This is a genomic window from Streptomyces sp. NPDC020597 (genome assembly GCF_044335095.1).
Classification (GTDB): domain Bacteria; phylum Actinomycetota; class Actinomycetes; order Streptomycetales; family Streptomycetaceae; genus Streptomyces.
Map to the genome: position 1 here is coordinate 17,647 of NZ_JBIRUL010000016.1, position 14,172 is coordinate 31,818.

Here is a 14,172-nt window from a genome sequence, read left to right on the forward strand (position 1 = left end):
TGCTTACGAGCAACCCCCGCTCGATCTCGGCGCCGTCTGCCAGCGGTGGAAGCATCGCCGGCACAGCTGGAGGCCGACCAGCGAGGGCGGGTTCGATCCCGCTCGCTACCGCGTCCGCGAGATGCCGAACGAGCTGGTCCACACGGCGAAGGCCTTCGTACGCGCCCACCACTACAGCGGCTCGTCGGGCCTTATCTTCACGATGATCTTTCCATCAGCTACGTCAGCCACATGGGCGCTGAACGGGCTGGATCATCGGTATCCAAGGGGTGTTCGGCATCACAGGCACGTTTGTCACGTCGTTCCGTGCAGAACGGGCGGCACTGGCCCAAGACCGCACCGGTTGGGTGATCGTCGGAGCTGACGACTACGCCCTTCACCATGAGGGCTCGCTCTTCCTCGCAGGACTGCGAGACGCCGGCCGGGCCTACAACACGGAGAGGACGTACGCCGGGCGTACGGCGCTCTACCTTTCGTACTGCACCTTCCACCGCCTGGAGTGGGCGCAGATCACCGTGTGGCAGCTCGCGCGCTTCCTGCACTGGCTGGTGGAGGAACCGTTGCCTTCACGAGCCCGCGGCGGGGGCGGGCTGGAGCGTTTCCGCGACGAGAACACCGCGAACGCGATCATGGGAACTGTCTGCGAGTTCCTGAGCTTCGGCGTACGCATGAAGTGGGTCGATCCTGAACTAGCCGGGCAGCTGACCGAGCCCCGCTACCTGCGGTATCTACCGCAGGGCTTCAACCCGGGCGAGAACAACCAGTACCGCACGGTCCGCTCCCGAATACTCAAGCTCAGGGGCGTCGACTCGGGGATCGAGTGGCTGACGGTCGAGCAGATCGCCCGCCTGATTGACGTCACCCTGCATGCGCGGGATCGCTTCTTGGTGCTCCTGCTGTGGTGCACCGGCATGCGGATCGGCGAGGCGCTCGGGCTACGTCGCGAGGACATGCACCTCCTGGCCGACTCGCAAGCCTTCGGCTGCCAAGTCAAGGGCCCGCACGTGCACGTGAGGCGACGACTGAACAGCAACGGAGCGTGGGCGAAGTCGCGGCGGCCGCGGGCCATTCCGGTCACCAGCGAGCTGGGCGTCTGCTACGCCGACTACCTTCACGAGCGCTCGGCGGTCCCACAGGCTGAGTTCACCGAGCAGGTGCTGGTGAACCTCTTCCGTGAGCCGCTCGGGCGCGCGATGACGTACTCCGGCGTCAAGGGCCTGTTCGACCGACTGGCCCGACGCGCGGACCTGATCGCCCGACCCCACATGATCCGTCACAGTGCCGCTACCGAGTGGATCCGCCAGGGCACCGACCGGTCGGTGGTCTCCGACCTCCTCGGGCATATGTCCGAGTCGTCCATGGCCCCCTACGTCCATGCCGACGAAGGCTCCCGGAGGGCAGCAGTCGAGCGCGCGGACGCCCGACGCCGGGAGATGGCGCGATGAGCATCGAGATGACAGCCGCCATGGCCGACTCGGGCATCGTCACGCTGCCTATCGACCGCACAGGTTGGATGACCTGGCTGATCGATAACACCGAGGCAGACTGGCGGCCGGACGAATGGGATGCGGCGAACTGGCTGTTCACCGGCGATCCGGACAAGGACGAGACCGCGATCTGGCGGTGCAACAGCGCCGGATGCCACGTCGCGGTCCGAGCGACCCGGCATCTGTGCCGGTCCTGCTACGAGCAGTTCCTCGAAAGCGGTCTGAGCCGCGAGCAGTTCGCCAAGGTCGGCCGCCGGGCGCTGGTTCGCTCCCTGCCCGGGGAACGGCCGCCGTGTTCGGTCGAGCGCGACAGCGTGCGCTGCGCCCTGGAGGCCGCGACGCAGGGTGCATGCACCCCGCACTACGCACGATGGCGCTACCTCAAGCGCCGTGGGAAGACGGAGTTGGGCCTGGATCCGTGGCTCCGGGCCTACGCTGAGCCGCTCCCGTCCGGCACGCCGTGTCAGGTCGGGGCCTGCGCCGGCAGCGCCCACGGTCGTGTGCCGCTGTGTACGTACCACCGCGAGCGTTGGCGCCGTCACCAGCACGAGATGGGCATGAAGGGCACGGTCTACGAAGGCCTGGAGGCCTGGGCTGCCGTGCAGCCGCCGTGGCTGACCGGATTCCAGTTTTCGCTGGTCACTCTGCCCGAACTACTTCGCCACGAGCTCCTCTTCGCCTTGATGGAGCGCGACAAGCAGCGCCCGACCCTCAGCCCGGTCGCGATGCGGCTGATGGTCCGGGGTCTCGCAGGCGTGTCATCCATCGCCGAGCTCACGGACAAGAAGCTGGGCGACCTCGGATACCTCGACCGCAACTGCGAGGCCCACTGGAACGACGTCGTACGCCTCGTGCGCGGCGCCTTCGACCGCTTCCGCGGCGTCGACCCGCTGGACAGGCCCGTCTGGGAGCTCAGTGACCTCGGCCTGCGCTCGCGGACCCGATCCGGCGTCCGCGTGAACTCGCGCCGTCTGGACGTTACGCAGATTCGACAAGAGTGGCTGCGCCGCCTGCTGGCCGACTGGGTCAAGGAGACCACCCCTGACACCAACGACTTCCGGCGCACCTTCGAGGGCTGCTTGTCGGCCTCGCGGGCTCTGTCCGCGCGCCCCGGCGGCGGCCACGACCCGGGCGCGCTGAAGGTCACGGACATGGACGCGGTCGTCGCCGCGATCCGCGACCGGAAACGCCAGGACGGCACCGCCACCCTCGCCTACGGGTCCCGCGCCGAGCTCCTCGCGCACTTCTGCCAGCTGCTCGACTTCGGACGGCGCCTGCAGATCCTCGACCACGTCGCCTCCGTCTTCGCCCGCCACCCGCATCACAAGATCCCGTACGAGGACCCTGCCGAGGACATGGCCGGCAAGGCCATCCCGGAGTACGTCGTTGCCCAGCTCGACGCCCAAGTCCAGCAGATCGGCGTCGACTTCCCCTACGGCGACATGGCGCTTGAGGTGGTGCAGGTGATGCTCCGCACCGTCTACATCCTGTTGCGCGACACCGGTCGCCGTCCCTGGGAAGTGCGCTGGCTCCGGATGGACTGCCTGGAATCCCAGGACGGCGAGTACATCCTGATCTGGGATAACCACAAATCCCGCCGCAACCGCCGTCGTCTGGAGATCGGCCGCGAGACCGCGTTCGCCATCCAGGAGTGGCTCGCGATCCGCCAGACCCTGAAGGTGCCTGCCCGCTCCAGAACCTTCCTGTTCCCCACGGCTCGCCACGGCTACGACGGGTGCATCGACGCCGACACGGTCGCCAAGATGCTCCGGCACTGGGTCGATGGCCTGCCGGAACTGGTCACCGACACCGTCGACAAGGATGGCCGGCCGCTGCCGTTCGACCGCAGCCGCATCTTCGCCTACGCCTTCCGTCACACCTATGCCCAGCGTCATGCGGATGCCGGCACCGACCTGCACACCCTGCGCGACCTCATGGACCACAAATCTGCTGATACCACCATGGGCTACTTCAAAGTTTCGATGGAAAAGCGCCGCAAGGCCGTCGAGACGATGCGCAAACACGTCGTCGACCGGTCCGGCAACCCGGCGCCAACCTCGACGGCGACCGCGTACGAGGCCCGCTCGGTCGCCGTACCGTTCGGCAACTGCACCGAGCCGTCCAACGTCAAGGCCGGCGGCGGACGTTGCCCGATCCGCTTTCAGTGCTCCGGGTGCGCCTTCTACCGGCCCGACCCTTCCTTCCTCCCTGCGGTCCAAGATCACATCCGGGCCCTCAAGGCCGACCGCGAGATGGCCAGGGCCCTGGGGACCGCGGAGTTCGTCGTCCGCAACTTCACCGACCAGATCGACTCCTTCCAGAACGTGGTCACCAGCATCCGCCGTCAGCTCGAGGCGATGCCCGACGAGGAACGGCGCCACCTCGAAGAGGCGTCCGCTGTCCTGCGTAAGGTCCGCGCCGCAGCACCTCCGCCTGTCCTGCCCGTCCCGTCCATCCCAGCCCGGAGAAGCACCGATGAGTGAGCCTCGAACCCCCGCCCAGGTCCTGCGCGAGGCCCGGCAGAAGGACTCACGCGAAAAGCGTGCCCGCGTTCTGTCGGTCGTCGACCAGCTGCTCGCCGACAACGAGCCAGTCACCTTCACCGGCGTGGCTCGCGCCGCGAACGTCTCCCACTGGCTCGTCTACGCCGAAGGCGTGCGCGAACACATCGAGGCCGCCCGGCGCCGCCAGGGGCGCGCCGCGACCAACGACGCCCGCGTCGGCGCCAAGGAACCGGCCGGATGGAAGGTGGAGAAGCAGCTCCTCCAGCAGGACAACCGGCGGCTGCGGCAAGAGGTCGAGCGTCTGAAGGGCGCCGTCCGCCGAAATCTCGGCCAGCAACTCGAGCAGATCGGCGCCGCAGACCTGGGCACCCGCGTCGACGAGCTCATCGTGGAGAACCAGCGGCTGCAAGGCGAGCGCGACGAGGCCCTGAGCCGCGTCAAGCAGCTAACGGACAAGCTCGCAGAGGCTGAGGACGACCTGGTCAGCGCAAGGACCAGCCTGCGGCGCATGATCCGCACCGAGAGCAGCAACTCGTCGAGTCGAACCTGATGTGGGCGCAGAAAAAGGCATGAAGCTGATAGCCCAATCTCAGCAAAGATACATGGGGCTCAACAGGCGAACACCGCTATCAGCCGGGCGTTGCTCGGCACACACCTCCACAAATCTCAGCAAGCGAAGAAAGTCATCACAACACTGCTTGAATCTTTCTCGAGCATGCGCACGAAGATCCGCTGTGGCCCGGCCGACTTGGTCAACCCCATCTACTACATCACGCATGATTTCGAGCGGCCCACTATTCATAGCACGTTGGAGCTTCAAGCATTCACTGTATGAAACCAAACCGGCCCGACGGAAGCGTGCGAAGGCGTTATACGAAGTGGACAGAGTGTCAGCCGACTCCATGGCAACCAAATAGCAATCTCCGACTTTCGCGTCCTGAAAAGACCACTCGTAGTTATAGTAGTGCCCCTTCAGGCGTCCCTCTGATCGAAGTCGGTCCTCCAATGCTGTTCCAGAGTAAACGCGCATAGCTGTGACGAGGGCCGTCAGTTCGACACACCCAACCTGAGCGAGAAAGTCAAGATTACTTCGAAGCTCCTCAATGGTCGTGTCTGGGCGGAACATAATGAAACCTGCACTGGGCAAGATCTCTAGCTCCTTGAGTACTTCGATAGCGTGGACACTCCGGGCTGCCGTAAGTCCCTTGCGCATCTGCTTCAGGGCGGGATCAAAACCTGACTCTAGCCCCATAAAGACGGCACTGAGCCCTGCATCACGCAAACGGGCGAATACATCGATTGTGACACCCGACGCCCGCGTTTCGATGTACCACTTGATGTCTAGTCGACGCCGCCGGATCTCTTCAGCAATCTCAAGAGCTCGCGTGGTTCCGCTCTTACCATGGCCGAGAAATTGTTCGTCGGCAAAGGCAAATTCGCGTGCGCCATATAGGCGCAATAGAGCCTCCATCTCGTCTACGACATTGGCAGGTGATCTGCCGCGCCACGCCCCACTCGGCGATGCATTGAAATAGTTGTGAACTGAACAAAAGTCACACCTAGCGTTACATCCGCGGCTTGAATAGATAAGGGGTGCGTTGCCAGCTTTCAATACCATGGGAAGCGTATCCCGTGCCGGAAAAGGAATCGCATCCAAATCCTGAATGTTTGGCCGCGGGGGGTTGCGACGAATCTCCTTTCCCTGCCGATAGGTAAGACCCTGAACGCCTGACAAGCCAGCATCCAATGATAGGGCCCGAGCTAGCGCAACTACTGTCTGCTCTCCTTCGCCACGCACCACTGAATTGAATTGAGGAAAGTCAGTCAGCACCGCTTTGTCATGGAGCGTCGCCAGGTGATTTCCGACTGTCACATGCGTTGTGATCCCTCGCGCTCGCATCCCAGCCACGTCTTTTGCAACACGACGGATTGTTTCGGGATAGATTGGGTAACCAATGAGCTTGTGATCTAGATCTTTCGATTCTGTTAGAGCCGCTCCATAGCGATCAGGGTCGAGAGCCCCGTCGATAATGTCAACCGTAAATCCAGCTGCACGAGCCATAGCCGCGATGTACGACAATCCGAGCTGCTCCATGGCGAATACTCGGCTGTCTGTCATACGACCGCGCGGCCGAAGCAGCAAGATGTCAGACTTCATTCCCGTAGTTCCCGGTCGTTCGCGTCATGCATTCTTTACGAACCTTCACTACGAGAGGTCCGGAGGCCAATCCCTTGGGCAACCTTTACGGCCATGGAATCTGCTGCCTGTGCGTTCGCCAGCACAGCGTCAATATCCAGATTGGAAGAAATGAGGCTAGCCTCCTCATCGGAGAGTTCGACGCCGAGCATCGCTGCGACTCTGCGTGGGTCGCTCTTCAGTTCTCTGGCCGCTTCGGGGTTGACGGCGACAAACTGAAGGAGGTCGTCAAGGTTCCGGATCCGCTGCATCTTCCATCAGTCCCTTCAGGACATGGACGACTGATACCCCGCGGTTACGGCGGCTCTTAGCATCGTAGGCGATGGCTTTCGGTCTCGCCTGCTGACTCTGTACTACCTCAGCCATTCAGCCCATCCATGCACCGTGAGCCGGGCGCGGCGTAAGGCTGCGCCTGAGCCGATGACCCCTCGGGATGCGGGTTGTGGGCGCGTGTAGCAATATGGAGTAGGTGGGTTGATGCGTTTGCGGCGAAGGGTATCGGGCGTATGAACACTCCTTGCGCTATTGAGATCGACTCGCATGGAACCATCAATGGAGTGGAATTCACTGCAGAAGGGTCCGGTTCCGTCGACCCCTCTCGTGGATTTGTTGAGTTCAGCGTGGAATTTCGCCCTCCTCCTCCAAGGGCTGATACCTTTGGCTCCCTCCTCTCGATCCTTATTATTCCCACCACCGGTTTCGGGCGGGAGTTTGACGGATCAGTCAACTTGTTGACGCTAACGAATGGTTCATTCCAGTTCAGGCAGGATGTCGCAAGTGAAGGGGTCTCCGTCAGGAGCGTTGGCGAGGTAAGCAGGGCTGGAGATTCCCTGTTCCACTGGTCGTCGCAAGCGGATGGTTCTGTTGAGCTTGAAGGTGTATCTGCCGTCGAGCCGTTCGATGCAGTGATGATTCCACAGGGTGCTGGCAAAATTGCGGAGTCCCTCTCGATTCCTGTCATATCCGCGACCGGTCGTCGACTTGTGACAATTTTTCGTCAGTTTACGTTCGCGCCCGATACAGATCTGCCTGGACTGCAGCTTCGCCGCATGGTCCTGAAGCCGACGATTGGAATGAGTTCAATCTCGGTGCAGATTCAGGCAGATATCATGCCCTTCAACTTGGCGCACTCACGAATTGGCGACGATCGGACACCGACGGCGTAGCGCCCGACGCGATATGGATCAGCCGGTAACGCGTGGGCGTGGCAGACAGTGGCGACTTGCACGTGCCTTACGTCGCTGATCGAGGGACCTACATGCGACCAGCGCAGGAGCTTGACAGATGTAGATAATTCCCTCCGTCCGCTTCGCCTACGGCCTCATCGACACCGCCGCGCCCCCGGAGAACAGCCTGGTGGGGGTACTCACCCTGGGCATCCCGACCCAGGTCGCCGTGCTCACTTCGGTGTTCGGCCGGCTCACCCCTTCTGCGAACCGTGCCTAAGCATCGACTGACTCGTACCGTTCGAGGGCAGGCGGTCCAGTGAGGCGAGTCGCCCATGCACTCTTTGATGCACTCGCGCACAGTCCCAACATCGATTGTTTCGCTGTGTGATTGAACTGCTACATTCCGCTTGTGTTCACTGCGGACAGGCCAACTGCCGAGATCCTGCGGGTCGAGGTCACTGACACGCTGGCCTACTGGACGGTACTTGCAGGGCCCACCTTGACGGTCGTCGAGGACTTGGACGGCTTCCTCTGCCACCTGCGCTTCGGCCGGGCCCGCGCGGAATCGACCACGAAGACGTACGCAGGTCACCTCAAGCGCTTCCATGCCTGGTGCGGCGAGCACGACCTGTCGCGGGAACACGCGGCCGCCGAACTCTCGCACTATCTGATGAAGCTGAGGACCACGCCCCGGCTGACGAGCGGCCGCGGCCAAGGGCGGCTCCCGCAGGACTCCACGCTCGCCCCCGCCCTTGCGGCAATCCACGGCTTCTACCTGCACCTGGCCGACCTCCGCCGGATCAGCGCGAAGGCGGTCGACGCCCTGTTCGTCACCGCTCCGCACCTGGCGACTGGAAAACTCGTCCTGGAGCCACGCATCCGCGTGGATCCACGGCCGAGTCACTCTTCCGGCCGGGCACCGGCGGCCAGCCACGAGGAATTCGCCGCGCTCCTGCGCACTACGAAGACCGCCCGCGACCGCTGCATGGTCGCCCTGCTCGGCGCGTGCGCGCTGCGTGTCGGCCAGGTCGTCGGCCTGCTCCGCGAGGACATTCACCTCGTCCCGGCCGGCAGTACCGTACCGGGCTGTCCCTACAGCCTGGGCCCTCACCTGCACCTGAAGAAGCGTGACGGTCACCCGCGCGGGGCGGCGAACAAGAACCGCGGCACCGTCGTCGTTCCCGTGCCCGGCCCCGTGGTGATGCTCTACGCCGACTGGATGCGCGAGCGCCTCACCATCCCCGGCGCGGGCAAAGCTATTTGGGCCTTCGTATCGTTCCCAGGTCCCACGGGAGAGCCGGGCGGGCAGGTCCTCGGCACGCGGCGGGTTCAGGACCTTATGTCGGATCTCGCCCGGGACGCCGGCATCCGGCACATCCATCCGCACATGCTGCGGCATACCTTCGGCGAGACCGCAGCCGACCTCGACGTCGCGTGCGACGTTCTCCAGCGCCTACTCGGCCACCGTGACGTGGCCAGCCAGAACGTGTACCGCAACCCTTCCGACGCCCGGGTCGCTCACGCCGCCCAGGCCGTGAACGACAAGATCTTCGGACCAGCATGACGACTTCTGCACCTCTGCCCGCACCAGCCCGCGCGACCGAGTGGGAACCGGACTGGGACTACCTGGCCCGACACGGCCTCGACCGCTCCCCGCTCCAGCTGTGCTTCCCCCTGGGCGCCGACTGGCACTTGCTGCGCCGCTGCCGGCACACCGGGTGCGACCGGCCGGCCACGAGCTGGCCGTGGCTGTGCCATCGCTGCGCGTCCGACTGGCGGGAGGCCGGCGCCCCCGGCGACATCGACAGCTGGTGCGCAAGCACGCCCGTCCCGTTCGCCCGCCGCACCTACGCCGAGCATCGGTGCCGAGTGGGTTGCGACCGTGCCGCGGAGGCCAGCGGCCTGTGCAAGAGCTGTGCCTCCGAGCGCCGGGTGCTCGGGCTGACCGTCGAGGAGTACCTCGCCCGGGGCCGCGACCCGCGTCCGGGCTTCGGGAAGTGCCTGGTCCGCGTGTGCCCGCGCATGGCCGTAGTGCGGCGGAGCCGGCTGTGCCTGCCTCACCAGCGGCAGTGGTCCAACGCGGGGACGCCCGACCGCGAGGCGTGGGCGCTGACGGCAGCCGCCATCTACACGTCCGTCGACGTGGTCCCGCTCACCGATCTTGCGCCGGCGGTCGTGGCGCAGGTGCTGCGTGGGTACGAGGCCCAGCTCCGCCAGGGCGGCCGGATCAGCCCCGCACAGGTCAAGTCGGCGGTGCGCTGGCTGTGCGACCACGCGGTCGACGACCTGGCCACCGCGGAACTGCCGACCAAGGGCGCGACGACGACGTATCTGCGGCTGTGGCAGCGGACCCTGCCGCTGCTGGAAGCCGACCCGGCGACCGAGCACACCCGGACCCTGGTCCGGCTGCGCATCCTCAACCCCCGCTACGAGGGCGGGAGCGTCGATCTGCGGGACGTCCACGCACCCTGGGTCACACACCTCGCCCAGCAGTACCTGCTACGCCTCGCCGCCGCCGGCGCCTCCTCGGCACGGTTGATGCTCGTCGGCTACGCGTCCCGGTGGTTCGCGATGTTCCTTCGCACCCTGCCCAGCGAGGGCAGAAGGCCGGGCGACGTCGGCCGGGACGGCATGCTCGCCTACCTGCGCTGGCTGACGCACCGAGCCCGTGACACCAGCGACTACCAGCTCCTCAACGACGACGACCCGGTACGGCAGATCGTGGCCGAGCGCCTCCTGCCATCACGCCGAGCCACCGGGCCTCTGCTGGTCACACCTGTACGCCACTACGAGCTGGTCAAGGTACTGCGTGAGGTCCTCGAACACGGCCGGGCATGGCTCGCGGACAACCATGCGGCGGACGTCCATCTGCTGGAGATGGACGTGCCGCCGTATCCAGAGCGGGACGACACCGCCAGCGAGCTGGAAGGCCGCTCCCAGGACGCCCTGCCCGAACAGGTCTTCCTCCAGCTCATGGACGAACGCAATCTCGCCCTGCTCCCGGCCGGTACCCGCCGCAACTGCGTCGAGCTGGCCATGCGCGTAGGCCGGCGGCCCTGGGAGCTCCGCCACCTGGAATTCGACTGCCTGCAGTGGCACGACATCGACGTGGAGGACCCGGACGGGACGGTGCGCCGCCGGTCCTACCCCTTCCTCGCCTACTGGATGCAGAAAGTCCGCCGACGGCACAAACTCCCGCTCCATCCCAGCGACGCCGAGGTCATCACCCGCCAGCAGGACCACCTACGGCACGAAGCCCCGCACCTGTTCCACAAAGACGGCCGGCCCCGCTCCACCCGCATGGTGCTGTTCCCCACCCCTCGCCGCTCCCGTGCCAACGCACTCGGCGAGCGGCCGTACGACAGCGGCACAATCGGCTACTGGTTGGAGACCTGGCTCGACCAGTTCGCCGTAACCGACGGACACGGCAAGCCCTTCGACCCGGCACGGGTGTTCCCCTACGCCTTCCGGCACACCTACGCCCAGCTCCGCGCCGACGCCGGCGTCCCGCTCGACATCCTTCAGGTCCTCATGGCCCACCAGGACCCCTCCACCACACAGGTCTACTACCGGCCCTCGCACCCCCGACGGGTGGAAGCGGTGCGCGCCATCGCCGCCAAGTACCAGTTCGACCTCACCGGCGGCCGGATTCGCGCCCGCACCCCGGACAATGACCTTGCCGACCGGATCCGCGCAGGCGTCGGCTCGGTGCCCGTCCCCGCGGGACGCTGCCACGAAATGAACAACGTCCGCGCCGACGGACACGGCTGCCCTGTATACAACCGGTGCTTCTCCTGCACCTTCTACACCACCGACTTCACCCACCTGCCCGAACTGCGCCAACTACGCGCCGGGAAGGCGGAACAGCTCGCCGCGCTGGAGAGCGCCTACGGCAGCGTGCTCACCGCGGGCCCCCTAAGCGCGGCGAACCTGGAGCTGCTGCGCCAGGAGATCCAACAGATCGACGAACTCGTCGGCAAATGCGAAGCCGACATCGGCTCCCTCACCCCCGAGGAACGGACCACAGTGGAGTCCTGGCTCCACACCCGGGACCGGTTCCTCACCGTCATCCCCGTAGCGGCGATTCTGGCCGGACGGCAGAGCCTGGACCAGCCGACCGTCGACCCGATCCTCACCGAGAGGACGACCGGGTGACGCGCCCGGCCGCCCCGTTCGCGAAGCCCGGCCAGGCGCCGATCCCTGCCAGTCGGGCTGAGGTTCTCGATGCCGGCAGAGCGGCCGCCGTTCAGCGGCGCCGTGCCGACAGCGAACAGTGCCGGCAGCGGGTCCTCGACGTCGTGGCCGCGATGCGCAAGAGCCGCCAGGCCCTCTCTGACGCGGAGATCACCCGGCGGGCCGCCGTCAACCCGCAGTACCTGCAACGCCACCGCGACCTCAAAGCCGAAGCCGAGACCGTCCGCGCCCAGCTCGCCCAAGACGGGCCGCGGGCGGCGGCAGCAGCAACCGCCCGCAAAGAGGCGGCCCTCGAAGTCGAGAACCGCATGCTCCTGGAACAGAACGCCGCCCTGCAACGGACCCTTCACGAAGTCCAGAACGAGCTACGCACGCTACGCGCCCACGATCTGGGTGCCCGCCTCCGGGACGGCCTGAACGCCCTCTCGCTGCACGACACGGAGATGGAGGAACTGCGCGAGCAACGAGACGCCGCACTCGCAGCCAACCGCCAAGCGGAGACCGCCATGCAGGCACTCCGCAACGTCAACCAGCGGCTGATGATCGAGAACAGCCGACTGATCGCCGCAAATGCTCCGGAAGCACCCCGGACAGCCGCAGCCACCCCCGAGCCGCCCGGCCCTTGAGGAAAGCCAGCCACTGAGGAGTGCTGTTAACGAATGCACTCTATGTAAGCTGTACGCGTGTTACGTTGACGATCGGCTGGGAAAAGAAACCCCCGTCGATGAGCCCCTGTTCAATCTCATGCTCCGCTTCAAAGAAGCGATAATTCCGGACGAGGACCCCGCCCAAGAAGGGGATGTTGATACTCCCCGACCCGTCGACAACGAACGATCCCGAACTAGGGTCGACGGTGCCGTCCGGGTTAAGGAGTCTGACGAAGATCTTTTCTCCCGGTTGAATGGTATTCTCGAGGTCCACGCGCGTGCTGCTCAGGGTCAGATTGACCGTCACAGGGTCCAGGATACCGTCATCGACGAACCGGTCGTGTATCTCATCGCGTAGATCCGGCGTCAACGGCTTGCCTTCTGCAATGATCGTGTTCAGCGACGGAATGCGCAGAAGCCGAGATGCGTCAATCGGATACTCGTGCGTAAAAGACGTCACCGCACCTGAGGCATCACGGATCTCCGCATTGACGACCTCGCCCAACTCCAGTGAGTCTGCTGGCATGATAACTCCACCTTGTGCGGCTATACCTCTTTCGCCACGATCTCGCAGCCGTCACGGCGTTGCAACTCGACTGGTGGCGTGGGAGGCGGCGGTAGATTTTTCAATCTAACCCTCGTAACGGGCCGCTTTGACCCAGCGTCACCTGAAGGTGCCTACGGTGAGCAGGGCAGACCACCGGTGATCACGCGGGGTCACCTAAGGCTTGTCCCGCAAAAGATCTTGGAGTCGAGCTGGACGGCTCAGTCGTTCCGGCGCCATTCGTCTATCCGGCGAGGTCATAGCGGCCGTCACCGCCCGAGGTCGTGCCGTCGGTCGCGGCGTCACTGCTGTTGTGCGGGTCCGTTCCCGTTCCGGGGCGTGGTGTCGAACTCCAGGCACCGCCGTGCCGGGCCCTCCATGAGGTCCAGCAGTTCGTTCTCGCGGTAGAGGCGTCCCGCTTCGAGGAAGCCGGGCGCGGGCGGGAGCGTACTGAACAGGTCGGCGTCTCCGTCGAGTTGGTGGAGCCACAGGAGGAAGGTGCTGAGCGCTGGGATCTTCAGCATGTGCAGCTCGAACCGGCCCGACCGTATTTCGGGGTTCTCGGCGAGCCGCTGCAGGGCCGCCGCCGTCGACTGTACGTAGGGCCCGGTGTTGACCTGCTCCAGCTTCAGCGGTCCCTCGCCAGCGCCGGCCGACAGCTCACTGCTGGCGACCGCGCCGCCGTCGGCCAGGACGAGGTACCGCCAGCCGGTGACCGGGCAGTCCGTGAGCGGACGGCGCGCCACGAGGTGGTCGAGTCCGACATGGTGGACCCGGTGTGGCGCCGAGAGTGCCACGTCCGCCTCAGTCAGGGTCGGCCCGCCCGGTGCTCCGGCGAGCCGGGCGACGTGCTCGACGCCTCTCATTGCGGTCCGCCGCGCGTCACCGGACGGCGAGGTGTATTCGATGGTCATGGGTCACCCCGTGTAGTACGTCCACGTCCAGGACCCCGAGCCCTGGTACGCGGTGCGGAAGGTGTCGTATTCCACGGCTGACTGGCCGTATGCCGGGTCCTGGATGGTGAGCCACCGTTCGATGTAGGGGAATTCGTCGCCGAGGGGGATCTCCGCGTAGCCGCTGACGACCGGGAAGTGGGTCCCGCCGCCGCTCCAGTCGATCTGGGCTGCCAGCGGGCGGTGGGCGTCGATCTCACCGACCACCGTGGGCCGCAGGGGCGCCGGTCCGGCCTCGTCCTTCACGTAGTGGCCGACCCGCTTCAGGGCGCGGTCCAGGTACCAGCGCTTGTTGCACTCGGCCGTCGAACCGTCCTCGCAGCAGGTCGTCGTGCCGAACTCGTCGTCCACCACGAGGCACTGGATCCACGGGCTCGCGGCGTCGTAGTACGCGGCAGTGCTGACGGCCGTGGCGGCCCAGCACCAGTGCGTCTGGTACTGGTGCTGCATGGGAAAGGTGAGATCAGTGCCAAACAT

General features: G+C 65.4%; 11 protein-coding genes. 7 read left to right on the plus strand and 4 right to left on the minus strand.

The window, feature by feature from the left end:
• The first annotated feature begins 347 nt into the window (after window positions 1–347).
• From ACH4ZA_RS25435 to ACH4ZA_RS25445, 3 genes are read left to right on the plus strand one after another with little or no spacing between them, the layout of a single operon-like run.
• Complete coding sequence (locus tag ACH4ZA_RS25435; RefSeq protein WP_398431765.1) at window positions 348–1,445, plus strand: tyrosine-type recombinase/integrase; 1,098 nt, start codon at window positions 348–350, stop codon at window positions 1,443–1,445.
• Complete coding sequence (locus ACH4ZA_RS25440; RefSeq protein WP_398431766.1) at window positions 1,442–3,970, plus strand: tyrosine-type recombinase/integrase; 2,529 nt, start codon at window positions 1,442–1,444, stop codon at window positions 3,968–3,970. Before ACH4ZA_RS25435 ends, ACH4ZA_RS25440 begins: the two co-directional genes overlap by 4 nt.
• Complete coding sequence (locus ACH4ZA_RS25445; protein WP_398431767.1) at window positions 3,963–4,541, plus strand: DUF6262 family protein; 579 nt, start codon at window positions 3,963–3,965, stop codon at window positions 4,539–4,541. Before ACH4ZA_RS25440 ends, ACH4ZA_RS25445 begins: the two co-directional genes overlap by 8 nt.
• A 39-nt stretch (window positions 4,542–4,580) precedes the next feature.
• Here the strand turns inward: ACH4ZA_RS25445 and ACH4ZA_RS25450 are convergent, their stop codons facing one another.
• On the minus strand, window positions 4,581–6,149 hold the full coding sequence (locus tag ACH4ZA_RS25450; RefSeq protein ID WP_398431768.1) for a B12-binding domain-containing radical SAM protein: 1,569 nt from the start codon (window positions 6,147–6,149) through the stop codon (window positions 4,581–4,583).
• Between the two features lie 596 nt (window positions 6,150–6,745).
• Here ACH4ZA_RS25450 and ACH4ZA_RS25455 point away from each other — a divergent pair.
• The 4 genes from ACH4ZA_RS25455 (at window position 6,746) to ACH4ZA_RS25470 (ending at window position 12,177) form a co-directional block, all read left to right on the plus strand.
• Window positions 6,746–7,354 carry a hypothetical protein gene (locus tag ACH4ZA_RS25455; RefSeq protein ID WP_398431769.1) on the plus strand — a complete coding sequence of 203 codons (609 nt, stop codon included), beginning with the start codon at window positions 6,746–6,748 and terminating at the stop codon, window positions 7,352–7,354.
• A 412-nt stretch (window positions 7,355–7,766) separates the two neighbouring features.
• Window positions 7,767–8,921 (plus strand): tyrosine-type recombinase/integrase, encoded by a 1,155-nt coding sequence (locus ACH4ZA_RS25460; protein ID WP_398431771.1) that lies wholly within the window; start codon window positions 7,767–7,769, stop codon window positions 8,919–8,921.
• On the plus strand, window positions 8,918–11,512 hold the full coding sequence (locus ACH4ZA_RS25465) for a tyrosine-type recombinase/integrase (RefSeq protein WP_398431772.1): 2,595 nt from the start codon (window positions 8,918–8,920) through the stop codon (window positions 11,510–11,512). The genes ACH4ZA_RS25460 and ACH4ZA_RS25465 overlap by 4 nt, the downstream gene beginning before the upstream one ends.
• Window positions 11,509–12,177: a hypothetical protein gene (locus tag ACH4ZA_RS25470; RefSeq protein ID WP_398431773.1), complete on the plus strand. Its 669-nt coding sequence runs from the start codon at window positions 11,509–11,511 to the stop codon at window positions 12,175–12,177. The genes ACH4ZA_RS25465 and ACH4ZA_RS25470 overlap by 4 nt, the downstream gene beginning before the upstream one ends.
• A 40-nt stretch (window positions 12,178–12,217) precedes the next feature.
• Here the strand turns inward: ACH4ZA_RS25470 and ACH4ZA_RS25475 are convergent, their stop codons facing one another.
• The 3 genes from ACH4ZA_RS25475 to ACH4ZA_RS25485 all read right to left on the minus strand — a co-directional run bounded on the left by ACH4ZA_RS25475 (window position 12,218) and on the right by ACH4ZA_RS25485 (window position 14,172).
• A complete protein-coding gene (locus tag ACH4ZA_RS25475) occupies window positions 12,218–12,724 on the minus strand; it encodes a polysaccharide biosynthesis/export family protein (RefSeq protein WP_398431774.1) in 507 nt (168 codons plus the stop codon).
• Between the two features lie 320 nt (window positions 12,725–13,044).
• The gene (locus ACH4ZA_RS25480; protein ID WP_398431775.1) at window positions 13,045–13,656 is read right to left on the minus strand and encodes a hypothetical protein; all 612 of its coding nucleotides are present in this window, start codon (window positions 13,654–13,656) and stop codon (window positions 13,045–13,047) included.
• Between the two features lie 3 nt (window positions 13,657–13,659).
• A complete protein-coding gene (locus tag ACH4ZA_RS25485; protein ID WP_398431776.1) occupies window positions 13,660–14,172 on the minus strand; it encodes a hypothetical protein in 513 nt (170 codons plus the stop codon).